The sequence below is a fragment of the Corallococcus sp. AB011P genome (assembly GCF_003611605.1).
GTDB classification, from domain to species: Bacteria; Myxococcota; Myxococcia; order Myxococcales; family Myxococcaceae; genus Corallococcus; species Corallococcus coralloides.
In genome coordinates this window covers 41913-65772 of record NZ_RAVX01000032.1, presented here as the reverse complement: position 1 = coordinate 65772, position 23860 = coordinate 41913, and the positions used below count along the sequence as shown (strand labels likewise).

The 23860-nt window shown below is 67.6% G+C and carries 21 protein-coding genes, 1 tRNA gene and 1 pseudogene; all 23 read left to right on the top strand.

Going from position 1 to position 23860, the window contains the following annotated elements; all coding sequences use genetic code 11:
• Positions 1 to 292, top strand: a pseudogene (tuf, locus tag D7X30_RS39430) (elongation factor Tu); the annotation flags it as partial.
• 94 nt (positions 293 to 386) lie between these two features.
• Complete coding sequence (gene rpmG, locus D7X30_RS39425; protein ID WP_002617522.1) at positions 387 to 551, top strand: 50S ribosomal protein L33; 165 nt, start codon at positions 387 to 389, stop codon at positions 549 to 551.
• A gap of 22 nt (positions 552 to 573) precedes the next feature.
• Positions 574 to 649: transfer RNA gene (locus D7X30_RS39420), tRNA-Trp, on the top strand.
• 88 nt (positions 650 to 737) lie between these two features.
• A complete protein-coding gene (gene secE, locus D7X30_RS39415) occupies positions 738 to 1181 on the top strand; it encodes a preprotein translocase subunit SecE (protein ID WP_120568133.1) in 444 nt (147 codons plus the stop codon).
• A complete protein-coding gene (gene nusG / locus D7X30_RS39410) occupies positions 1181 to 1729 on the top strand; it encodes a transcription termination/antitermination protein NusG (protein ID WP_014397772.1) in 549 nt (182 codons plus the stop codon). Before secE ends, nusG begins: the two co-directional genes overlap by 1 nt.
• 108 nt (positions 1730 to 1837) lie before the next feature.
• Positions 1838 to 2284, top strand: coding sequence for a 50S ribosomal protein L11 (gene rplK / locus D7X30_RS39405; RefSeq protein ID WP_120568132.1), 447 nt, complete (start codon positions 1838 to 1840; stop codon positions 2282 to 2284).
• Positions 2285 to 2312: 28 nt separating this feature from the next.
• Positions 2313 to 3026 (top strand): 50S ribosomal protein L1, encoded by a 714-nt coding sequence (rplA, locus tag D7X30_RS39400; RefSeq protein WP_120568131.1) that lies wholly within the window; start codon positions 2313 to 2315, stop codon positions 3024 to 3026.
• 396 nt (positions 3027 to 3422) lie between these two features.
• Positions 3423 to 3944, top strand: coding sequence for a 50S ribosomal protein L10 (gene rplJ, locus D7X30_RS39395; protein WP_120568130.1), 522 nt, complete (start codon positions 3423 to 3425; stop codon positions 3942 to 3944).
• Positions 3945 to 4033: 89 nt separating this feature from the next.
• Complete coding sequence (gene rplL, locus D7X30_RS39390; protein ID WP_120568129.1) at positions 4034 to 4405, top strand: 50S ribosomal protein L7/L12; 372 nt, start codon at positions 4034 to 4036, stop codon at positions 4403 to 4405.
• A 181-nt stretch (positions 4406 to 4586) separates the two neighbouring features.
• Entirely contained in the window at positions 4587 to 8813 is a 4227-nt protein-coding gene (rpoB, locus tag D7X30_RS39385; RefSeq protein WP_120568128.1) for a DNA-directed RNA polymerase subunit beta, read from the top strand.
• A 132-nt stretch (positions 8814 to 8945) separates the two neighbouring features.
• Positions 8946 to 13157 carry a DNA-directed RNA polymerase subunit beta' gene (gene rpoC, locus D7X30_RS39380; protein WP_120568127.1) on the top strand — a complete coding sequence of 1404 codons (4212 nt, stop codon included), beginning with the start codon at positions 8946 to 8948 and terminating at the stop codon, positions 13155 to 13157.
• Positions 13158 to 13335: 178 nt separating this feature from the next.
• A complete protein-coding gene (locus D7X30_RS39375) occupies positions 13336 to 13797 on the top strand; it encodes a hypothetical protein (RefSeq protein WP_120568126.1) in 462 nt (153 codons plus the stop codon).
• A gap of 104 nt (positions 13798 to 13901) precedes the next feature.
• On the top strand, positions 13902 to 14252 hold the full coding sequence (locus tag D7X30_RS39370; protein WP_120568125.1) for a phasin family protein: 351 nt from the start codon (positions 13902 to 13904) through the stop codon (positions 14250 to 14252).
• Complete coding sequence (locus tag D7X30_RS39365) at positions 14249 to 15010, top strand: lytic transglycosylase domain-containing protein (protein ID WP_120568124.1); 762 nt, start codon at positions 14249 to 14251, stop codon at positions 15008 to 15010. Before D7X30_RS39370 ends, D7X30_RS39365 begins: the two co-directional genes overlap by 4 nt.
• Before the next feature lie 160 nt (positions 15011 to 15170).
• On the top strand, positions 15171 to 15854 hold the full coding sequence (locus tag D7X30_RS39360; RefSeq protein ID WP_120568123.1) for a hypothetical protein: 684 nt from the start codon (positions 15171 to 15173) through the stop codon (positions 15852 to 15854).
• Positions 15855 to 15877: 23 nt separating this feature from the next.
• Positions 15878 to 16342 carry a social motility and stimulation tgl protein gene (locus D7X30_RS39355; RefSeq protein ID WP_120549802.1) on the top strand — a complete coding sequence of 155 codons (465 nt, stop codon included), beginning with the start codon at positions 15878 to 15880 and terminating at the stop codon, positions 16340 to 16342.
• A gap of 23 nt (positions 16343 to 16365) precedes the next feature.
• Positions 16366 to 17124 (top strand): social motility TPR repeat lipoprotein Tgl, encoded by a 759-nt coding sequence (gene tgl, locus D7X30_RS39350; RefSeq protein ID WP_120568122.1) that lies wholly within the window; start codon positions 16366 to 16368, stop codon positions 17122 to 17124.
• Between the two features lie 21 nt (positions 17125 to 17145).
• On the top strand, positions 17146 to 17532 hold the full coding sequence (locus D7X30_RS39345) for a RodZ family helix-turn-helix domain-containing protein (RefSeq protein WP_120568121.1): 387 nt from the start codon (positions 17146 to 17148) through the stop codon (positions 17530 to 17532).
• Positions 17533 to 17541: 9 nt separating this feature from the next.
• Positions 17542 to 18276, top strand: coding sequence for a DNA repair protein RecO (gene recO / locus D7X30_RS39340; protein ID WP_120568120.1), 735 nt, complete (start codon positions 17542 to 17544; stop codon positions 18274 to 18276).
• Positions 18277 to 18308: 32 nt separating this feature from the next.
• Complete coding sequence (locus D7X30_RS39335) at positions 18309 to 19322, top strand: carbohydrate kinase (RefSeq protein WP_120568119.1); 1014 nt, start codon at positions 18309 to 18311, stop codon at positions 19320 to 19322.
• A 78-nt stretch (positions 19323 to 19400) separates the two neighbouring features.
• Complete coding sequence (locus D7X30_RS39330) at positions 19401 to 20690, top strand: DNA polymerase beta superfamily protein (RefSeq protein WP_120568118.1); 1290 nt, start codon at positions 19401 to 19403, stop codon at positions 20688 to 20690.
• On the top strand, positions 20687 to 21475 hold the full coding sequence (locus tag D7X30_RS39325) for a DNA polymerase beta superfamily protein (protein ID WP_199724684.1): 789 nt from the start codon (positions 20687 to 20689) through the stop codon (positions 21473 to 21475). The genes D7X30_RS39330 and D7X30_RS39325 overlap by 4 nt, the downstream gene beginning before the upstream one ends.
• A gap of 95 nt (positions 21476 to 21570) precedes the next feature.
• Positions 21571 to 23838 (top strand): serine/threonine-protein kinase, encoded by a 2268-nt coding sequence (locus D7X30_RS39320; RefSeq protein WP_120568117.1) that lies wholly within the window; start codon positions 21571 to 21573, stop codon positions 23836 to 23838.
• Positions 23839 to 23860: the final 22 nt, after the last annotated feature.

Here is a 23860-nt window from a genome sequence, read left to right as displayed (position 1 = left end):
CATCACGCCGCACACGAAGTTCAAGGCGCAGATTTACGTGCTGTCGAAGGAAGAGGGCGGCCGCCACACCCCGTTCTTCAAGGGGTACCGTCCGCAGTTCTACTTCCGCACCACGGACGTGACGGGCACGGTGAAGCTGCCGGACAACGTCGAGATGGTCATGCCGGGCGACAACATCGCCATCGAGGTGGAGCTCATCACCCCGGTCGCGATGGAGAAGGAGCTCCGGTTCGCCGTCCGCGAGGGTGGCCGTACGGTGGGCGCCGGCGTCGTTGCGGAGATCATCGCCTAGTCGGCTTCCCGCCGACCGGCTTTCACGGGCACTGAGTTGCGGAGGGGAGGGCTGCTTTTGTAGCCTTCCCTTCTCGCATCTGGTGAAATGAACCATGCCTAAGGGTAACCGTTCCATCATCTCGCTCGAGTGCACCACGTGCAAAGAGCGGAACTACACGACCACGAAGAACAAGCGGAAGAGCCAGGACAAGCTTGAGCTGAGCAAGTTCTGTCCTCGCTGCCGCAAGCACACGGACCACAAGGAAGGCAAGGTCTAGGTCGTCGGTTTCATGAAGGTTTAGGCCAGTAGCTCCAACGGTAGAGCAGCGGTCTCCAAATCCGCGTGTTGGGGGTTCGAATCCCTCCTGGCCTGCCAGCTTCAGTACAGGGACCCCCGGTACCGAGCGGTGCCGGGGGTCCCTGTCTTTTCGCAGTCCCGCTTCCGCAGTCCCTCGTGAGGCACCATGGCGACGGCATCTGAGGCCAGCCAGCAGGCTAACCGCTCGGGCATCGACCCCAAGCGGCTCGTGGTCATCTTCTATCTCGTCTTCGGCATCGTCCTGGCCCTCTTCCTGGAGCACGTCTTCGGGTTGCTCTGGAGCCGGTTCGGCTGGAGCGACGTGGAGCTCTTCGAAGGCCTCGGCTGGCGCGTGTCGACGCTGGCGGGCTACGTGGTGGCCCTGGCCCTGGTGCTGGCGGCCTACTTCCACCCTCGCACGCACGCCCTCTCCATCGATGTGGCATCAGAGTTGATGAAGGTCACCTGGCCTACCTGGTCGGAGACCCGCGCATCGACCATGGCCGTGGTCGTCGCCTCGCTGGTGGCGGCCGTTCTGCTCTTCTGCATCGACACCGTCGCCTACAACTTGATGGTGGAGTGGCTGCCTGCCCTGTGGGGGAAGCTGTAATGGCGAAGAAATGGTTCACGGTCCAGACCTACTCGAACTACGAGAACCAGGCGAAGAAGAACCTGGAAGAGCAGGTGCGCCTCAAGGGCCTGCAGGACCAGGATCTGATTGGTGAGATCCTCATCCCCATGGAGCAGGTCGTGGAGATGGTGAACGGCGAGAAGAAGACCACCCGCCGCAAGCTGTTTCCGGGCTACATCTTTGTCCAGATGGAGCTCAGCGACACCACCGTCCACCTGGTGAAGAACACCTCCAAGGTGACGGGGTTCCCGGGCGTCGGCCAGAACGAGCAGCCCCGGCCCATGTCGGACCGCGAGGTCGAGCGCCTCACCGCGCAGGTCACCGAGGGCGCCCACAAGGCCAAGCCCAAGGTCCAGTTCGAGACCAGCGACACGGTGCGCGTCATCGACGGCCCGTTCGCCAACTTCAACGGCACCGTGGAAGAGGTCAACCCGGAGAAGGGCCGCGTGCGCGTGCTCGTCAGCATCTTCGGCCGTGCGACCCCCGTGGAGCTCGACTTCATGCAGGTGGAGAAGACCACCGGCTAGTTTCACAAGTCTTCCGCGCCCGGGTAACGGGCGCGGATCAACGGGTGGGAGGGTCGCCCCGTCTGGCGGCCCGTCGGAACCACCCTCTCGAAAGGCAGCAGTCCGCCGATGAAGAAGGTCACAGGTCAGGTCAAGTTGCAGATCCCCGCCGGCAAGGCGAACCCCGCCCCGCCGATTGGTCCCGCGCTCGGTCAGCAGGGCGTGAACATCATGGAGTTCTGCAAGCAGTTCAACGCCAAGACGCAGGCGGAGGCCAAGGAGGGTCTGATCATCCCGGTGATCATCACCGTGTATCAGGACCGCTCCTTCACCTTCATCCTGAAGACCCCTCCCGCCGCCATCCTCATCAAGAAGGCCGCGGGTCTCCACACGGAGAAGAAGAAGGGTTCGGGCGCGAAGAAGCCGGGCAAGGAGAAGGTGGGGCAGATCACCCGTAAGCAGCTCGAGGAGATCGCCAACAAGAAGATCCAGGACACCACCGCCGCGTCCATCGAAGCCTGCATGAGCACCATTGCTGGCACCGCGCGCTCCATGGGCATCGACGTCGTCGGCTAGCCCGCCCCCTCTCTCAAGGATTCCTGCAATGGCTAACTCCGGAAAGAAGTTCCGCGCGTCCAACGAACTGGTGGACCGCAACAAGCGCTACCCCGTCGCCGAGGGTTTCGCGCTGCTGAAGAAGACGGTTGATACCCGCGCGACGAAGTACGACCAGACGGTCGACGTCGCCATCAACCTGGGCGTGGACCCGAAGCACGCGGACCAGATGGTCCGTGGCGCCGTGGTGCTCCCGCACGGCACCGGCGCCACCGTGCGCGTGGCCGTGTTCGCCAAGGGTGAGCGCGCCACCGAGGCCACCAACGCCGGCGCGGACATCGTCGGCGCCGAGGACCTCCAGAAGCGCATCGAGGAGGGCTTCCTCGACTTCGACACCGTCATCGCGACGCCGGACATGATGGGCGTCGTCGGCCGCCTCGGTAAGGTGCTCGGTCCCCGCGGCCTCATGCCGAACCCGAAGGTCGGCACGGTGACCATGGACGTCGCCAAGGCCATCCGCGACTCCAAGGGCGGTAAGGTCGACTTCCGTGCTGAGAAGGCGGGCATCGTCCACGCGAAGATGGGCAAGGCCTCCTTCCCTGCGGACAAGCTCGAGGCGAACTTCAACGCACTGGTGGACCTGGTGATGAAGCTCAAGCCGGCCACCGCCAAGGGCGTGTACCTGCAGGGCATCGCCATCTCGACGACCATGGGGCCGGGCATCAAGCTCGACACCACGGAAATCCTGGCGCGTCACCGCTAATCGCGGGTGCCAGGACGGGCAGGGAAGGGTGCGCTCCCTGACGGGGAGCGTCAGTCCTGTCGCCCGCGAACGTCAGTTCGTTAGAAAGTGCTGGATCTTTGCGAAAGCCGGGGGTATAGGCCCCCGGCTTTTGCAATTGGGGCGCCATGTCGAGAGACGCGGCGTTCCGACCTGGTTCATGACAGCAGGGACCTGGAGTGGGGAAGACGCGTCCGTTGGGAACCGGGCAACCGGTCGGGCCGTCCATCCGCTCCTGGTTCAAACGGCCGCAAGGTCAGCCCTGCCGAGACTGGAGGTGCGGTGTGGTGCCTCTCGGAGGCTCCTCTCTCGCTCTGCCACTTTGGCCCAGGCATCACGCCCGACCGTCAGGTCGGGCCATGAAGGAGGTGAGTCAAGGTGCTGAAGAGCGAGAAGGAAGAGATGATCAAGGACCTTCACGAGAAGTTTGCGCGGACCAAGACCGCGGTGCTCGTGGAGTCCTCCAAGGTGAACGTCGAGACCGTCACCAAGCTGCGTCGCAAGTTCCGCGAGGGCAAGGTCGAGTACAAGGTCATCAAGAACACGCTGGCGCGCCGTGCCGCTCAGGGTACGACCGTCTCCGTGATTTCGGATGACTTCACCGGTCCCGTGGCGCTGTGCATCAGCTACGACGACGAGGTGGCTCCTGCGAAGATCCTGATGGATTTCATCAAGGACATGGAGACCATCAAGGTCCGTAGCGCCGTCGTCGCCGGTAACAAGGTCGACGCCAACGGCGTGAAGGCACTGGCGAAGCTGCCGGGCCTCAATGAGCTGCGCGGGATGTTGCTCGGCATGCTCAACCAGCCTGCAGGCAAGCTGGTCCGGACCATCGCGGCCCCCGGGTCGCAGCTCGCGCGCGTCATCCAGGCGCACGCGGACAAGGCGCAGGGTCAGTAATCGTCCCGAGAAGTTTTTCTACCGCAACCTCTTCGGCCGAGCCGCCCAAATGGGTCGCCGGCCGTTAGTCAACCAGAAGGAACAGTTCCATGGCCGATTTGAACGCGATTGCTGAAGAACTCTCGAAGCTCACCGTCCTCGAGGCGGGCGAGCTCGTGAAGCTGCTGGAGAACAAGTGGGGCGTTTCCGCCGCCGCCGTGGCCGTTGCCTCCGCGGGCCCCGCCGCCGCCGCCGCTCCTGTTGAGGAGAAGACGGAGTTCAACGTGGTGCTGGCGAACGCCGGCGCCAACAAGATCAACGTCATCAAGGAGATCCGCGCCATCACCGGCCTGGGCCTGAAGGAGGCCAAGGACCTGGTCGAGGGCGCGCCCAAGACGGTCAAGGAAAGCGTCAACAAGGACGACGCCAAGAAGATCAAGGACCAGCTCGTCGCGGCTGGCGCCACCGTCGAGATCAAGTAGTTCTGTACAGGGGCTACCCTGTTCTTCCGGGAAATCCCGGGTAGCCGCCTGATCGGATGAGCAGGCCGGCGCTCCCTATGCTGGGGCGCCGGCTTTGCCCATTTGACATTTGCCAAATTTCCCGGCGCCGCCGCGCGTTACTGAAGTTTGCCCCGCCCGAGCAGCCGTCCCCGGAGACCGAATGCCGACGCAGATCCAGAACAATTTCCGCGTGCGGAAGACCTTCGCGAAAATCGCGAAGATCATCGACATTCCCAATCTCATCAACATCCAGAAGCAATCCTACGAGAAGTTCCTCCAGGCCGACATCGCCCCGGAGAAGCGTGAGGACCTTGGCCTTCAGGGTGTCTTCAAGTCCGTCTTCCCGATCCGGGACTTCAACGAGACCTCCTCGCTGGAGTTTGTCAGCTATCACCTGGAGAAGCCGAAGTACGACGTCGATGAGTGCCACCAGCGTGGAATGACCTACTCGGCGCCCATCAAGGTCGTCGTGCGCTTGGTCGTCTGGGACAAGGACGAGGAGACCGGCGCCCAGTCCATCCGCGACGTAAAGGAGCAAGAGGTCTACTTCGGCGAAATCCCGCTGATGACCCAGAACGGTACGTTCATCATCAACGGCACCGAGCGCGTCGTGGTGAGCCAGCTGCACCGCAGCCCGGGTGCGTTCTTCGACCACGACAAGGGCAAGAGCCACTCGTCGGGCAAGCTGCTCTACAACGCCCGCATCATCCCGTACCGCGGCTCGTGGATCGACTTCGAGTTCGACCACAAGGACCTGCTGTACGTGCGCATCGACCGGCGCCGCAAGCTGCCGGCGACCGTGCTCATCCGCGCCCTGGGCGCCGTCGGTGACACGGCGAAGAAGAACCCGCTCGACTTCAAGGGTTCCACCGAGGAAATCCTCAACTACTACTACGCCACCGAGACCATCTACCTGCAGAGCGCCGCGGACTTCGAGAAGTCCGTCGAGCTGGAGCTCCTGCCGGGTCAGCGCGCCACGCGCGACATCAAGACCAAGGCCGGTGAGCTGATCGTCAAGAAGAACCGCAAGTTCACGCGCGCCGCCATCAAGAAGCTCGAAGCGGCGAAGATGACCAAGCTGCCCATCGACGCGGACGAGCTCTTCACCAAGGTGTCCGCCTACGACGTGGTGGACGAGAACACCGGTGAGGTCATCCTCGAGTGCAACGAGGAGGTGTCCCAGGAGAAGGTGGACGAGCTCCTCAAGCGCGACATCAAGGAGTTCAAGGTCCTCTTCATCGACAACCTCAACGTGGGTCCGTACCTGCGTGAGACGTTGATGCTGGACAAGATCGAGTCGCCCGAGCAGGCCATCATGGAGATCTACCGGCGTCTGCGCCCGGGCGATCCCCCGACGCCGGAGACGGCGACGAACCTGTTCAGCAACCTGTTCTTCAACCCGGAGCGCTACGACCTGTCCAAGGTCGGCCGCCTCAAGCTGAACTTCAAGTTCAGCCTTGAGGAGCCCCTCGACGGTCAGATCCTGACCAAGCGCGACATCCTGGAGGTCATCCGCTACCTGATCGACCTGAAGAACGGCAAGGGCACGATCGACGACATCGACCACCTGGGCAACCGCCGCGTCCGCGCGGTGGGCGAGCTGCTGGAGAACCAGTACCGCATCGGCCTCGTCCGCATGGAGCGCGCGATCAAGGAGCGCATGAGCCTCCAGGAGATCGAGACGCTCATGCCGCACGACCTGATCAACGCCAAGCCGGTGACGGCGGTGATCAAGGAGTTCTTCGGGTCCAGCCAGCTGTCGCAGTTCATGGACCAGACGAACCCGCTCTCGGAAGTCACGCACAAGCGCCGTCTGTCCGCGCTCGGGCCTGGCGGCCTCACGCGTGAGCGCGCGGGCTTCGAAGTCCGCGACGTGCACCCGACGCACTACGGCCGCATCTGCCCCATCGAGACGCCGGAAGGCCCGAACATCGGCCTCATCGCGTCGCTGTCGACCTACGCGCGCGTCAACGAGTTCGGCTTCGTGGAGACGCCGTACCGCAAGGTGGACGCGGGCAGCGTGACGGGGGACGTGGCCTTCTACTCGGCGCTCGAGGAGGAGAAGCACACCATCGCCCAGGCGAACGCGGAGACGGACAAGAAGGGCAAGTTCGTCAACGCGCTGGTGCAGAGCCGCCGCAGCGGCGAGTTCGTCCAGGTCAAGGCCGAGGACGTGGACCTGATGGACGTGTCCCCGAACCAGCTGGTGTCGGTGGCCGCCTCCCTCATCCCGTTCCTGGAGAACGACGACGCGAACCGCGCGCTCATGGGCTCCAACATGCAGCGTCAGGCCGTGCCGCTGCTGCGCACGGCGGCGCCGCTCGTGGGCACGGGCATCGAGGCCATCGTCGCCCGCGACTCGGGCGTCACCTGCGTGGCGCGCCGTGACGGCATCGTGGAGTCGGTGGACGCCAGCCGCATCGTGGTGAAGGCGGACTCCAACGCGGCCCTGAGCGACGTGTCCAGCGAAGTGGACATCTACAACCTGCTCAAGTACCAGCGCTCCAACCAGAACACGTGCCTCAACCAGAAGCCCATCATCCGCAAGGGTGACCGGGTGAAGAAGGGCGACGTGATCGCGGACGGCCCGGCCACCGAGACCGGTGAGCTGGCGCTGGGACAGAACATCGTCGTCGCGTTCATGCCGTGGCAGGGCTACAACTTCGAAGACTCCATCCTGCTCAGCGAGCGCATCCTCAAGGAGGACGTCTTCACGTCCATCCACATCGAGGAATTCGAGTGCATCGCGCGCGACACCAAGCTGGGCAAGGAGGAGATCACCCGCGACATCCCGAACGTGGGTGAGGAAGCCCTCAAGGACCTGGACGAGAGCGGCATCATCCGCATCGGCGCCGAGGTGAAGCCCGGCGACGTGCTGGTGGGCAAGATCACTCCGAAGGGCGAGACCCAGCTCTCCCCCGAAGAGAAGCTGCTGCGCGCCATCTTCGGTGAGAAGGCCGGCGACGTGCGCGACAGCTCGCTGCGCGTGCCCCCGGGCGTTGTCGGCACCGTCATCAACGCCAAGGTGTTCAGCCGCAAGGGCGTGGAGAAGGACGAGCGCGCCAAGCAGATCGAGTCCATGGAGGAGGCGAAGCTCCTCAAGGACCAGAACGACGAGATCAAGGTCCTCCAGGACTCCGCGTACAGCCGCCTCCGCGGCCTGGTCCGCGGCAAGGAGGTCCAGGGCAAGCTCGTGGACGACAAGGGGAAGATCCTCCTGAAGAAGGGGGACATCCTCAACGACGAGCTGCTGGCCACGGTGCCGTACAAGTACTGGGGCGAGATCTCCGTGGGCGACCCGCTGGACGCGCGCCTGCGCGACATCCTGCGCAACCTGGAGGAGACGAAGGAGGCCGTGAAGCTGGCCTTCGGCGAGAAGATCGCCCGCATCAAGAAGGGCGACGAGCTCCCTCCGGGCGTCATCAAGATGGTGAAGGTGTACGTCGCCATCAAGCGCAAGCTGGCGGTGGGCGACAAGATGGCCGGCCGCCACGGCAACAAGGGCGTCGTGTCCCGCGTCCTCCCCGAGGAGGACATGCCGTACCTGGAGGATGGCCGTCCGGTGGACATCGTCCTCAACCCGCTCGGCGTTCCCAGCCGCATGAACATCGGGCAGATCCTCGAGGTCCACCTGGGCTGGGCCGCGAAGGGCGTGGGCGAGCAGCTGCAGCGCTACATCGAAGAGAACTTCAGCGGCGAGCAGCTCAAGAAGCAGCTGAAGACCGTCTACGACGACAAGGCCTTCGGCGACTTCGTGGACGGCCTGTCCGACCAGGAGGTCCAGGACCTCTGCCGCCGCCTGAAGAAGGGCATCCATGTGGCGACGCCGGTGTTCGACGGCGCTCGCGAGACGGAGCTGCACGCCCTCTTCGACGAGGGCCGGCTGCCGCGCTCCGGTCAGATGGTGCTCTTCGACGGCCGCACGGGTGAGCCGTTCGACCAGAACGTCACCGTGGGCGTGATGTACATGCTCAAGCTGCACCACCTGGTGGACGAGAAGATCCACGCCCGTTCCATCGGGCCCTACTCGCTCGTCACGCAGCAGCCCCTGGGCGGCAAGGCCCAGTTCGGCGGTCAGCGTCTGGGCGAGATGGAAGTCTGGGCGATGGAGGCCTACGGCGCGGCGTACACGCTGCAGGAGTTCCTCACGGTCAAGTCGGACGACGTGGTGGGCCGCACGCGCATGTACGAGGCGATCGTCAAGGGCGACAACGTCCTGGAGTCCGGCCTGCCCGAGTCGTTCAACGTGCTCCTCAAGGAGCTCCAGTCGCTGGCCCTGGACGTGGAGCTGCTGGAGAGCGCGCCCCCGGAGCGGCAGCGCAGCTTCGGCGGTGACTTCCTGGGCGGCGGCGACGGCGAGGACCGGAAGTCCGGGACCGAGGCCTAGGCCTTTTCAAAGAAGCCGGCGCGCCCGCCTGACCGGCTGGCTGCTTCCTCCTGGAGGGAGCGGCTGGCCGGGCGCAGGGCGGGGGCCCGAAACGTTTGGCGCCTTGAGCGCTCATAAGTTTTCGGAGGCAACGTGAAGGACATTTTCAACTTCTTCGAGAAGCCGAAGGACCCGCTGTCGTTCAACGCCATCCGCATCGCGCTGGCGTCGCCCGACAAGATCCGTCAGTGGTCGCACGGCGAGGTGAAGAAGCCGGAGACGATCAACTACCGCACCTTCAAGCCGGAGCGGGACGGGCTGTTCTGCGCCCGCATCTTCGGGCCGGTGAAGGACTACGAGTGCAACTGCGGCAAGTACAAGCGCATGAAGCACCGTGGCGTCGTGTGCGAGAAGTGCGGCGTGGAGGTCATCCAGTCCAAGGTGCGCCGTGAGCGCCTGGGACACATCACGCTGGCCACGCCCGTGGCCCACATCTGGTTCCTCAAGTCGCTGCCCAGCCGCATCGGCAACCTGCTCGACATCACCCTCAAGGAGATGGAGAAGGTGCTGTACTGCGAGAGCTACATGGTCATCGACCCCAAGGCGACGCCGCTCCAGAGGGGCGAGCTGATCTCCGAGGAGAAGATGCACCGGCTCTTCCAGGAGCACGGTGAGGACTCGTTCAGCGCGGGCATGGGCGGCGAGGCCGTCCGCGAGATGCTCAAGTCCCTGGACGTGGAGAGGCTGTCCGAGGAACTGCGCAAGGACATGCGCGAGACCACCAGCGAGGCGAAGCGGAAGAAGTACGCCAAGCGCCTGAAGGTGGCGGAAGCGTTCCGCGTCTCCGGCAACAAGCCGGAGTGGATGATGCTGGACGTCATCCCGGTCATCCCGCCCGACCTGCGTCCGCTGGTGCCCCTGGACGGCGGCCGCTTCGCGACCTCCGACCTCAACGACCTGTACCGCCGCGTCATCAACCGGAACAACCGCCTCAAGCGGCTCCAGGAACTGAACGCGCCGGACATCATCATCCGCAACGAGAAGCGGATGCTCCAGGAGGCCGTGGACGCGCTGTTCGACAACGGCCGCCGCGGGAAGACCATCACCGGCCCGAACAAGCGGCCGCTGAAGTCGCTGTCCGACATGCTCAAGGGCAAGCAGGGCCGGTTCCGTCAGAACCTGCTCGGCAAGCGCGTGGACTACTCGGGCCGCTCCGTCATCGTCGTCGGTCCCGAGCTGCGCCTGCACCAGTGCGGCCTGCCGAAGATCATGGCGCTCGAGCTCTTCAAGCCGTTCATCTACAACAAGCTCGAAGAGAAGGGCTACGTCACCACCATCAAGTCGGCGAAGAAGATGGTGGAGAAGGAGCGTCCGGAGGTCTGGGACATCCTCGAGGACGTGATCCGCGAGCACCCGGTGCTCCTCAACCGCGCCCCCACGCTGCACCGCTTGGGCATGCAGGCCTTCGAGCCCGTCCTCATTGAGGGCAAGGCCATCCAGCTGCACCCGCTGGTGTGCGCCGCGTTCAACGCGGACTTCGACGGCGACCAGATGGCCGTGCACGTGCCGCTGTCCATCGAAGCGCAGATGGAAGCGCGCGTGCTGATGATGTCGACGAACAACATCCTCAGCCCCGCGAACGGCAAGCCCATCATCGTCCCGACGCAGGACATGGTGCTCGGCATCTACTACATGACGCGCGCCCGCGAGTTCGCCAACGGCGAAGGCCGCGTGTTCGCGTCGCCGGACGAGGTGCGCGCCGCGTACGACCACGGTGAGGTCCACCTGCAGGCCAAGGTGGTGTGCCGCATCGACGGCAAGCGCAAGGAGACCACGGTCGGCCGCGTGCTGCTGTGGGAAGTCGTTCCGCGCCGCGTGGGCTTCGACGCCATCAACAAGGTGCTCGACAAGAAGTCGCTCGGTAACCTCATCGACCTCTGCTACCGCCTCACGGGCGAGAAGGAGACGGTGCTGCTGGCGGACCGCGTCCGCAGCGCGGGCTACTTCCACGCGACCCGCGCCGGTATCTCCATCGCGCTCAAGGACATGATCATTCCTGCGAAGAAGCAGGAGTTCCTGGACTACGCGCGCAAGGAAGTGGCGGAGATCGAGAACCAGTACCTGGAAGGCCTCATCACCGACGGTGAGCGCTACAACAAGGTCATCGATATCTGGGCGGAGATCACCGAGAAGGTCGCCCAGGAGATGATGCAGCAGATCTCCCAGGACGAGGCCAGCGGGGACGTGGACGGCAAGCGCATCACGCGCAAGCAGCCGTCGTTCAACCCCATCTACATCATGGCCGACTCCGGTGCCCGCGGCAGCGCCCAGCAGATCCGCCAGCTGGCGGGTATGCGCGGCCTGATGGCGAAGCCCTCCGGTGAAATCATCGAGACGCCCATCACGGCCAACTTCCGTGAAGGCCTCTCCGTGCTCCAGTACTTCATCTCCACGCACGGCGCTCGTAAGGGCCTGGCGGACACGGCGCTCAAGACGGCCAACTCCGGTTACCTCACCCGCCGTCTCGTGGACGTGGCGCAGGACGCCATCATCAACGAGTACGACTGCGGCACCATGGACGGTCTGTTCATCGGCGCCCTGGTGGAAGGCGGCGAAATCATCGAGCCGCTGGGTGAGCGCATCCTGGGCCGCGTGGCCCTGGACGACATCCTCGACCCTGTGACGGGCGAGGTGCTGGTGCGCGCCAACGAGGAGATCGACGAGGAGCGCGTCCGCCGCATCGAGAACAGCGGTCTGGACAAGGTGAAGATCCGCTCGGTGCTCACCTGCCAGGCCAAGCGCGGCATCTGCGTGGAGTGCTACGGCCGTGACCTGGCGCGTGGCCGCAAGGTGTCCGTGGGCGAGGCCGTGGGCGTCATCGCGGCGCAGTCCATCGGTGAGCCGGGTACGCAGCTCACGATGCGCACCTTCCACATCGGTGGTGCGGCGACCCGTCGCGCGGAGCAGTCCAGCCTGGAGAACCGCTACGCGGGTTCCGTGAAGTTCGCGGGCCTGAACACGGTGCAGAAGGCGGACGGCACGCTGGTGGCCATGAACCGCAACGGCGAGATCGTCGTCGTCGACGAGTCGGGCCGCGAGCGCGAGCGCTACCAGATCATCTACGGCGCCCGCATCCTGGTGAAGGAAGGCCAGAAGCTGGAGCCGGGCGTGCTGGTGGCCGAGTGGGACCCGTTCGCCATCCCGCTGCTCACGGAAGTGGGCGGTGTCGTGCGCTACGAGGACATCATCGAAGGCGTGACGATGTCCGAGACGCTCGACGAGGTGACGGGCCTGTCGCGCAAGACGGTCATCGAGTCCAAGGACCCGGAGGCGCGTCCGCGCGTCACCATCCGCGACGCGGCCGGCAACGTGAAGGACCTGCCGTCCTCCAAGAACCAGGCGAGCTACTTCCTGCCCCAGGGCGCGATCATCACGGTCAACGACCAGGATGAGATCTCCGCGGGCGAGGTCATCGCCAAGGTGCCGCGCGAGACCACGAAGACCAAGGACATCACGGGCGGTCTGCCCCGCGTGGCCGAGCTCTTCGAGGCGCGCAAGCCCAAGGACGCGGCGGCGATCGCGGAGATCGACGGCGTGGTGTCCTTCGGCAAGGACACCAAGGGCAAGCGCAAGCTCATCATCACCCCCGAAGTGGGCGGCGAGCAGCGCGCGGACCTGGCCAAGGAGTACCTCATCTCCAAGGGCAAGAGCATCAACGTCCACTCCGGCGACCGCGTGAAGGCCGGCGAGGCGATGATGGACGGCGCGGCCAACCCGCACGACATCCTCAAGGTGCTGGGCGAGAAGGAACTCGCGCGCTACCTGGTGGACGAAGTGCAGGAGGTCTACCGACTGCAGGGCGTGAAGATCAACGACAAGCACATCGAGACGATCGTCCGGCAGATGCTGCGCCGGGTGCGCGTCACCGACGTGGGCGACACCAACTTCCTGGTCGACGAGCAGGTCGAGAAGTGGGTGTTCGAGGAGGAGAACGAGAAGGTCATGGCCGAAGGGAAGCGCCCGGCCGTGGGCGAGCCCCTGCTGCTCGGCATCACCAAGGCGTCGCTCTCCACCGAGTCGTTCATCTCCTCGGCGTCGTTCCAGGAGACCACGAAGGTGCTCACCGAGGCCGCCATCAACGGCAAGGTGGACTACCTGCGCGGCCTCAAGGAGAACGTCATCATGGGCCGGCTCATCCCCGCCGGCACGGGCCTGCCGAACTACAAGCACCTCGACATCGAGGTGGAGAGCCCCACGGACGAGGTCAACGAGATGGAGGCCGCCCTGGCCGCCACCCACGGCGACACCGGCCCGCTGGCTCCTCCTCCGTCGCGGCCGGACACCCGGTCCACCGACGTCGCCTAGTGCTTCCGTAAGAAGCGTCCCTGACGCTTCCTGAGTCAGCCGCCGTCCTGGTGTCATGCCGGGGCGGCGGCTTTCTCGTTTTGCACACTCCCGTTCCTGTTTGCTTGACAGTATGTCGCGGTGCGTTATTTTGACGCATCACGTTGTGAGACCCGGAACACCCGGGGGGGAGCGCGACATGGCGACGACGAGTGCGAAGGCTGACGAGAAGACGGGCGTGACGCAGAACGTGGAGGCCTTCCTGAAGGGGCGGTTCTCCGAGGCGCAGAAGCGGTTCCAGGGCCTGGAAGGGGAGGCGAACAAGGCCTTCCGTGCGCTGGAGACGCGGGGCCAGGTGGCGGCGAAGGAGGTCCAGCACCTGTGGACGAAGGTGCAGGCCGGTGAGCTGCGCGCCGACCCTCGCGTGCAGGAGTTGAGCAAGAAGGTGGACGCCGCGGGCGTGGAGCTGCGCAAGCGGTTGGATGGGCTCCAGACGAAGGTCGTGGAGGCGGTGGGAGTTGCCAGCCAGTCCCAGGTGGAGCAGATCACCCGGGAGCTGAACCGCCTTTCGAAGAAGCTGGATGTGCTCCTGAAGCCCACCCGTCGTGCCCACCGGTCGACCAAGAATTCGGGCGGCGCGGCGTCTTCTCCGCGGGCCTGAGCAGCGTTTTCATCACCCATGGGGTGTGCTTAGGTCGCAAACCCCTTTGAATGCCCAGGGTTCCTTCCACGGGAAGGGCCCGGGGTAACTCCCGGAGCGACTTCATGGACAACAACACCGAGGCCCCCCGAGAGAAGACCTCCGTGGCGGAGGCATTCGAGCGGATCTGGAGCCAGGCGCTCCTGGCGGTGAACACGGCGGAGGAGGAGGCTTCCCGCGCCGTGCAGCGCGTGGCGTCCGTCGCGGGCTGGAGCCAGGACGAGGTGAAGCGCCAGGCCCGTGAGTTCGCGGAGCGGCTGACGGGGCACCGCAAGGACCTGGAGCACAACGTGGAGGAGCGGGTCCGCACGGCCCTGACCCTCCTGAAGCTGCCTCGCCGCGAGGAGCTGCAGGCGTTTGGTGCCCGCCTGGAGCGTCTGAACGAACGCATCCAGGCCCTGGAGCACCGGAAGTGAGAGGACCCGCCGCCTCGGGCGGCAGGTCGTTGGGAACGCGGTTCTTCGCGGGGCTCCATGCCCTGAGCAGCGGGTGCTCCCGGCTCCCGCTGCTCGCGGGTGTGGCGCTCGTGGTGTCCGCGCGGGTGGTGCCCCTCCTGGAGGAGTCCGCCCCCCAGTCCGTGGTCCCCGAGATGGTGGCGCAGGAGGCCGTCTCCGAGGAGGCGGCCCTCATCGACGCCGTGCTGGCCAAGCGCGCCCCGGACCTGGGGCTCACGCTGCGCCGGCGGCTGGGGCAGGCCATCGACGAGGAGTCGCGCCGCACGGGGTATGACCCGCTGCTGGTGCTGGCCCTCATCGACGTGGAGTCCGACTTCGAGGAGGAGTCCGTCTCCGAGAAGGGCGCCCGGGGCCTGATGCAGATCAAGCCCAGCACGCTGCACTTCCTGGCGGAGAAGGAAGGCCTGAGGCTGTCGCGTGAGGAGGTGGTGGCGGATCCCGCCGTCTGCGTGCGCCTGGGCATCCGCTACCTGCGAAACCTGCAGGGCCGCTTCGGCGGAGACCTGGACCTGGCGCTGATGGCCTACAACGCCGGCCCCACGCGCATCCGGGACGCCATGAAGGCCGGGGAGCTGGAGAAGTTCCGGCGCTACCCCCGGGCCGTGCGGCGCGACTTCCGCCGCTTCCGCGAGGGCCATGGCCTGGGCGGGGACTGGGCGCTCGCGCAGCGCGAGCCGCCGCCACCGGCGCCTGACGAGACGCCGACCGCGGCGCCCTGACGGCCTTCGCGGCCGGACTGGAAGACGGGCCCCCGGGTGAATGTTCGGGGCGGCGGAGCGCTCCAAGGAGGGCCGTCCCCGCCTTGTCCCGCTCCCCCGGGTGCGCTAAGTCGTTCGCAAGCTCCCGGGACTGTTGAGGATTCCCAGGAGGAATGCCCCCATGCCCCGTCCATCCGCTCGCATTGCCATCACCGTCGCGGCCTCGCTCGTCCCCATGCTGGCCCTGGCCGGCTCGGTCTTCCTGAACGGCGTGAAGATCGACGGGGTGACGAACACGCGCTTCGAGAAGGCCACCGTCCGCATCGACGCGGAAGGGAACGTCCACATCGACGCGCCGGGGTACGCCGCCCGCGTGACGAACGTGACGCCCACGCCCGCGACGCCTTCCTCCGCCACGCCTCCGGCCGCCGCCCCGGTGGACGCGGGGGTCGTCGCGCAGGCTCCCGCGCCGGCCGCTCCCGCCGCTTCCCCGGCCGTGCCGGGGCGCATCTCCCAGCGCTACTGGCTGGTGACGGAGCAGACGACGCCGGGCATGACGGACTTCGACATCGACGTGTACGTGAACTCGCGCTGGCTGCGCCGTTTGCGCAACAACGAGGACCAGGTGGTGGTGGACATCACCAGCCAGTTGCGTCCCGGCGCGAACGCGGTGACGCTGATTGCCCGCAAGCAGAGCACGGGCAGCCGCCGCAGCACGTCGCCCGGGAACGTCTTCAAGGTGATCATCGGCGAGGGGAACGAGGGCGGCGGCAACGTGATGATTGACACGCCCCTCATCCGCTTCCAGAAGACGGCTGCGGACGTGCAGGACGCGACCGAGGAGTTCACGCTCACCACCCGTTAGGGTGCGCGGGAAGGGAGACGACGGTGTTCACCATCGACGAGCGCTACCGGGGCCTCCCCGCCAACCGCGACCAGGTGCTCGCGCTGCACCTGTCCCTCAACACGCCGCACGTGGCCATTCCCGGCAAGCAGGCCGGGCCCGCGCAGGCCTTCGTGGTGGGGCTGCGCGGCGGGCAGGGCGCGGGCGTCTTCGTGTACCTGTACCTCGTGGAGGCGGGGGACTGCGCGGTGTACGTTTCCGGCCGGCGCATCCAGTCCGCGGATGAGCTGCGCGAGGACGAGGACGACGCGCTCGCGTTCGTGGAGTCGCTGGGCTTCATGATGGACAACGCGAACTGGCGCGCCGCGGCCCCCGCGCAGCAGGACGAGTGGCTGAAGACGCTGCCCGTGTTCTTCCGGGAGCCCACGCTCGTGCCCGCCGTGAAGGCCCGCGCCGAAGAGAAGCGCAACGTCGCCACCACCCTGGGCCGCTTCCTGGCCGCGTTCTGACCCTCCACCCTGGATTGGCACCCATGTCCCGCATCACTTCCTCCTGCTTCCTCGCGTTCGCGCTCGCGTCGGCGGGCTGTGCGCACGTCCCCACGGAGAAGGAGCGCCAGAGCTCGGAGATCCACTACGACCTGGGCATCCAGGCGCAGCAGCACGGCCACGTGCAGGACGCGCTCCAGGAGTACCAGAAGGCGCTGGAGCAGAACCCGGGCAACCCGGAGGCCCACAACGCGGTGGGCGTGCTGCTGCACCTGTCCTTCCGGCGGCTCGACGAGGCGTCGTCCCACTACGAGAAGGCGCTGACGCTGCGGCCGTCCTTCTCCGATGCGCGCACGAACCTGGGCAACCTGCGCCTGGATCAGGGCCGCTACGACGACGCCATCAAGCTGTACGAAGAGTCGCTCAACGACATGCAGTACCGCCACGGCTACTCCGCGCAGGGGAACCTGGGCTGGGCGCTCTACAAGAAGGGCGACACGGCGAACGCGCTGCAGAACATCAAGTCCGCCGTCACCACCAACCCGGACTTCTGCCTGGGCTACAAGAACCTGGGCATCATCTACGACGAGACGGGCAAGACGGAGGAGGCGTGCCGGCAGTTCGGGAACTACCGTGAGAAGTGCCCGGACGTGGCGGAGGCCTACCAGCGCGAAGGCGTGTGCCAGGCGAAGCTCGGGCGGGTGGACGAGGCGAAGAAGGCGCTTGCGCTCTGTGAGTCCAAGGCTCAGCCGAACGAATCGGTGCTCAAGGACCACTGCCGCTCACTGCTGGACCACCTCTAGCCGCGGGGGCCCCGAAAGACCGTGGACCACGTCGACTTCGGCAAATACCTCAGCCAGCAGCGCGAGCTTCGCGGCCTGTCGCGCGAGGACGTCTCCCGGGAGACGAAGATTCCCCCCAGCCTCGTCGCGGCGCTGGAGGCGGGGCAGGTGGAGCGGCTGCCCGAGCGCGTGTTCGTGCTGAACTACATCCGCGCGTACGCGCAGGTCATCGGCCTGTCGCCGGAGGAAGCGGCGCTGCGCTACGAGGAGGTGGACCGGGCGGTGCCCGCGCCTTCGCCAGCGCAGCTTGAGAAGGCGCGGCGCAAGCGGGCGTACGTCATCCTGGCCGTGCTGCTGGCGGTCCTGCTCCTGGGCGCGGGGCTGTTCCTGGTGCTGTCCGGGAAGCTTCCGCCCCCCGCGGCGCGTTGACGAGGGATCATGGAGCGGTACGCCGACGACGCGTTCGTGCTGTCCACGGTCGACTATGGCGAGTCCGACCGGCTGGTGACGCTGCTCACGCGTGAGCACGGCAAGCTGACCGCGTTCGCGGCGGGCGCTCGCAAGAGCAAGCGCCGGTTCGCGGGGGCGCTGGAGCCGTTCATGCGGTTGCGCGTGCAGCTCGTGGAGACGCGCGGCAGCACGGTGCGGATCGACTCGGCGGACATCGTCGCGGGCTTCTACGCCGCGCGCGAGGACCTGTCGCTCATCGCCCGGGCGCTGTACGCGGTGGAGCTGTGCCGCGAGCTCACGCGCGAACATGAACCGCACCCGGAGCTGTTCGAGCTGGTGGAGGGCTACCTGCAGCGGCTGGACGCGAAGGAGGCCGGGCCCACGTCGTTGCTCGCGTTCGAGCTGGCGGCGCTGGCGCAGGCGGGGTTGATGCCGCGCTTCGACTCCTGCTCGCTGTGTGGCGGTCTGCCCGGCGAGCGGCCCCGGTTCGACCAGGGCCACGGTGGCGCGGTGTGCGAGCCGTGTGGCGGACGCGCGCGTGACTCGGTGCCGGTGCCGGTGGCGCTGCTGGCCGGTCTGCGCTCGCTCCAGGAGGGGCAACGCACGCCGCTGCCCGCGGACCTCCGCGCGCGGGCTCGGGGCCTGCTCAACGTCTTCATCGCGCACCACGTGGGCCGCAAGCTCAAGAGCGTGGACTTCATGGCGCAGGTGGGCCTGGACTGACGGGCAGCACGCGGTCCCCAGGGGGAGCTGTCATGCACGAAGCCGGGCCGCTGGACGTGGTGTGTGTCGGCGAAACGCTGGTGGACTTCCTTCCCGTGGCCGGTGGCGCCACGCGCGTGCGGGACGTGGAGGCCTGGAAGCCATCGCCGGGAGGCTCACCGGCCAACGTCTCCGTGGGGCTCGCGCGGTTGGGCCTGCGCTCGGCGATGGTGGGCGTGGTGGGCTCCGATGAGTTCGGCCACTTCCTGCGCGACCGGCTGGCGGCGGACGGCGTGGACGTGAGCCGCCTGCGCCAGGTGGACCACGCGCGCACGGGCTTGTTGTTCGTCTCGCTGGACGCGCATGGCGAGCGCAGCTTCACGTACTTCCGGACGCGGTCCGCGGAGTTCCTGCTGGACGACTCCGACGTGGACGGTGGCTTCGTGCGGCGCGCGAAGGCGCTGCACTGCGGCTCCAACTCCCTGCTCCTGCCGGAGGCGCGCGAGGCCATGGTGCGCATGCTCACCCTGGCACGTGAGGCCGGGATGCTGGTGAGCTGTGATCCGAACCTGCGGCTGCACATGTGGACGCAGCCCGAGGAGTTGAAGGCGCTCCTGGGGCGCATGCTCCCGCTGTGCACGGTGGTGAAGCTGTCCGAGGAGGAGATCCACTTCGCGACCGGCGAGCACTCGCCCGAGGCGGCCCTGCACGTCCTGTCCGCGAAGGGCGTGCGGCTGCCCGTGGTGACGCTGGGCCCTCGCGGCGCGGTGTTCCTCTGGCGGGGGGAGGTCCTCTCCGTTCCCGCGCCCCAGGTGACGGTGGTGGACACGACAGGCGCCGGTGATGGCTTCGTGTCCGCCATGTTGAGCGGCCTGGTGCGCTGGTACTGCGACGCGCGCTCGCTGGAGGATGCGACACGCGAGGAACTGGTCGCGCTGATGACCTTCGCGGCGGGCGTGGGGGCTCGGGTGGTGACGAAGCTGGGCGCGGTGGCGGCGCTCCCCGTGGCATCCGAAGTGGAGGGGCTGCTGCCCGCTCGGCCCGCCGTGCGACGCATCGCGCGCTGACGGGAAGCGCCGGGCCGGGTCAGGCTCGTGTGCTTCGCTGCGTCCTGCGTGGCCCACCATCCCATCCAGGAGGGACCGATGAGTGACACCCGTGAGACTTCTTCCTCCGCTCCGGCTCGCGTCCGGGGGCTGGAGCAGATCGACCGGCTATCGGTGCCCCTGCCGCATGGCACCGAGGTCACGACCCGCGTGGAGCGTGTGGCGTCCGGGGGACGCCGCATCCCCCAGGGCGTAGTGGGCCGCGTGGTGCGCGCGCATGACGGCGGCTTCGACGTGCAGATCGTCGGCGTGGGCGAGGTGTGGTTCGCGCGCGATGAGCTGGTGCCCCGGCGCGCGGGACAGGTGCAGTTCGCTCAGCGGCGCGAGGCGGCCTGGGGCGCGCTGCGGCCGTGCGTGGTGCTGGAGACGCGCGTGGGCAGTCATGCGTGGGGGCTCGCGGATGAGCGCTCCGACGTGGACGTGCGCGGTGTGTTCGCGCTGCCGCTTCCGTGGACGCTCGGCCTGGGGCAGCCGCCGCAGGACCTGGTGAGCGCGGATGGCAGCACCACGTACTGGGAGGTCCGTAAGACGGTGGAGCAGGCGCTGCGCGCGGATCCGAACACACTGGAGACCCTCTTCGTCCCCGGTGCGACGGCGGTGGACGAACTGGGCACGTGGGTGCTGGAGGCGCGCGAGGCGTTCGTCTCCAAGGCCATCTTCGGCAGCTTCGGGCGCTACGCCATGAGCCAGCTCGACAAGCTCACCCGCAGCCAGCGGCTGGCCGAGCACCGCGACCTGCTGCTCGCGTGGTTGTGCGAGGAGCCCACGCCGGACCTGGACGAGGTCGCTCGTCGCCTGTCCGCCGTGTCGCCTCGTGCCGCGCCCACGCCCGAGGATGCGGTGCTCGCGGCGAAGACGTACGTCAAGCAGCTCTACCGCTCGCTCTGGGACCAGGGGCTGCTCGCGTCGAACGACTTCGCGGCGCTCACGGCGTACGCGCGCGGCGGCGGCCAGCGTCCTCCGTCCGCGCGGGAGCTGCGGCCGAAGAACGCGTACAACCTGCTGCGGCTGGTGGCGCTGGCGACGGGTTGGCTGCGCGACGGTGTGCCTGGCTTCGAGGCGACGGGGGCGTTGAAGGCGCGGCTGCTCGACATCAAGGGCGGACAGGTGCCACTGGAGGACGTGCTGCGCGACGCCGAGTCGATGGCTCCGGCGTTGGAGGCCGCGCACCGAGAGAGCCGGCTGCCGGAGCATCCGGACTACGCCCGCGCGGACCGGTTGCTGCGTCGCGTGGGCGACGAGGTGGCGCGGCGCTGGGTCTTGAAGACGCCCGGCCCGTTGGGCCGTGACGCGCCGGAGGCTCCGGCGCTGGAAGGAGGGACGGAATGAAGGGCAGGGTGACGGAGCATCAGGAGCGCATGGCGGACCGCGTGCTGGACGCGGAGTCCCTCCAGCGCGAGCACCTGGTCATTTCGCTGTCCGGCGCGCATGCGTACGGTTTCCCGTCGCATGACAGCGACCTGGACCTCAAGGCCATCCACATCGCGCCCACCACCGCGCTCCTCGGCCTCCAGCCCCGGCACGTGCCGGCGGAGCGGCTGGAGGTGCTGGAGGGCGTGGAGGTGGACTACTCGTCCAACGAGCTGCAGCCCGTGCTGCTGGGCATCCTCCAGGGCAACGGCAACTACATCGAGCGGGTGCTGGGCGCCATCACCGTGCGGGCCCTGCCGGAGCTGGAGTCGCTGCGGCCGCTGGTACGGGCCGCGCTGTCGCGGCGCATCCACCGGCATTACCGCGGCTTCGGACAGGGGCAGTTCCGCGAGTGGGAGAAGAGCGGATTCCGCTCCGTGAAGAAGTTGCTGTACGTGCTGCGCACGACGCTCACCGGGACGCATGCGCTGCGCACGGGCGAAGTGGAGACGGACGTCACCGTCCTGCTGGAACCGTATGGCTTTGGCGAAGCCCGTACGCTGGTGGAGCGCAAGCGGAGCGGTGAGCGCATCGAGCTGACCGACGCCCTCAGCGAAGAGTGGCAGCGGGAGGTGACACGCGCCTTCGCGGTGCTCGACGCGGCGGACGCGGCCTCCGTGTTGCCTCTGGAGCCACAACCGCCGGCCGTGGCCGCGCTCGAAGGCTGGATGCTCGACGTGCGGCGACGGCGGTTCGGCGCCTAATCCGCTTTCACCGGACTCCGGAGGCCGGGGTGGGGGCCGTCTGGAAAGACGGTCATCGACCTGGGAGGGTTCGGCGGGTAACATCCGCGCCCGCCATGAGCACGCAGGGAGTCGCCGGAGACGATCCCGACCGGGGGCGGCGCATCGGAAAGTACGAGATCCTCACCCGCCTCTCGATGGGCGGGATGGCGGAGCTGTTCCTCGCGTACACCTCCGGCCCCGGTGGCTTCCGCAAGTTCGTGGCGGTGAAGCAGATCCTCCCCGACATCAAGAAGGACGACCAGTTCGTCAAGATGTTCCTCGACGAGGCGCGCATCACCGCGGCCTTCTCGCACGCGAACATCGGACAGGTGTTCGACCTGGGGGAGGAGGACGGCGAGCTGTACCTCGCCATGGAGTTCCTGCCCGGCCAGAACCTGGAGCAGGTGGTGAAGATGGCGGAGCGGCGCAAGTACGCGCTGCCGCTGGGCTTCAGCGCGCGCGTGATTCGCGACACGTGCCTGGGCCTGCACTACGCCCACCACTTCATGGATCCGTCGGGCCGCCCCGTGGCGGTGGTGCACCGCGACGTGTCCCCGAAGAACGTGATGCTCACCTACGACGGCGTCGTGAAGGTGATCGACTTCGGCATCGCCAAGGCGCGCGGCAAGCTGGGCCGCACGCAGGTGGGCACCGTGAAGGGGACCAGCGGCTACATGTCCCCGGAGCAGGTCCGCAACAAGGACCTGGATGGCCGCAGCGACCAGTTCTCCACGGGCGTGATGCTCCACGAGCTGCTGGCCGGACAGCGCCTGTTCAACGCCCCCGGCGAAGCCGCCGTGATGATGCAGATCGTGGACGGGGACATCCCCGCGCCGCGCTCGCTCAACGCGGCCGTGCCGGAGGCGCTGGAAGCCGTGGTGCTCAAGGCGCTGTCGCGCGATGCCGCCCAGCGCTTCGGCACCTGCCGGGAGATGGCGCGCGCCATCGAGGCCACGCTGGGCTCCGAGCTGTTCGACGAAGACCAGATGACCGCCGTCATGGGCGAGCTCTTCGAGGAGAAGCGCCAGAAGACGCGCACGCTCCTGGAGCTGGCCAGCCGCGCCGAGGACGCCCGCGTCAGCGAGGCCGCCGGCGCGCTCCAGGTGGAGGAGGGCAGTGAGCAGGCCGCCTCCGCCGCCACCGCGCAGGTGAAGTCGCCGCACGCGGAGGCCCCGTCCGCGGACGTCGCCGCGTCCTTCAAGCCCACGCCCGTCCGCCGCACCGCGGCCGAGTCCTCGACGCCCGCGCCCCGCGCGACCCCGCGTCCCGCCAATGAAGCCGTGGAGGCCCGCGCTTCCCGCCTCAACACGCCCGCCGTGACGCCGCGAGCGCAGCGGCCCTCGGGGGCGGACGGGACGCCCGTTCCCCGGGTCATCCGTCCTCCCGCTGACGCCGTGCGGCCCTCGAGGGCCCGTCCCAGCGCGCGGCCCGAGCCCGCCGAGGCCCGCGACGAGGCCCAGTCCGACGGGCTGATGGATCCGCCCAGCGAGCTCCAGACCCAGCGCTTCAAGGCCCGTCCGGTGCGCGGCACCACGCGGCCCTCGCGGCAGGTGGAGGAAGAGGAGTCCGTTGAAGCGCCCCCCGTGGCCCCGCCCGCTCGCGAGGGCTCCGGCTGGGGCATGCGGTTGTTCCTGCTCCTCATCCTGGGCGGCGTGGCCTGGCTGGCGACGCTCGAGCCCGTGCGCCGCGTGTTCATGCCGGCGTTCGACTCCGCGAAGCAGTGGGTGAAGGCGGAGCTGGATCCGGCGCCGCCCGTGGACCCCGCCGCGAACGGACAGTGGCCGCCGAAGCCCTCCGGTCCTCCGCCGGGCTTCGTCCAGAAGACCACCCCCGAGCCCGCGCAGGCGCCGGTGGAGGAGCCGCCCACGCCCGAACCGGTGGTGGACGCGACGCCCGCCGACGCGAAGAAGCCCCCCGCCGGCAAGGGCGGACGCAAGACGAAGCCGGCCGCCACGACGGACGCGCCCGCGGTGGCGAAGGCGGAAACGCGCCCCTCGAAGCCCGAGCCCTCCGAGCGGCCGCCGGAGCCCGTCACCACTGTCACGCAGGTGGAGAACCCGGAGGTGCTCGACACGACCACCTCGAAGGGCGCGGCGAAGGCGGGCCTGGGGTGGCTGACGCTCTACACGGTGCCGAAGAACGCGGCCGTGTTCGACGGCGCCACGCAGCTGGGCACGTCCCCGCTGATCAAGTTCCCCCTGCCCATCGGGACGTACCGTTTGCGCGTGGTGGACCCTCAGGACCCCGGCGGTACGAGCAAGCTGTTGTCCGCTCCCATCCGTCCCGGCGAGGTGACGAAGCTGCAGATTCGACTGGCCGACCTCCCGGCCTACTCGAACTGACCGCCGTCCTTGACGCTCCTGG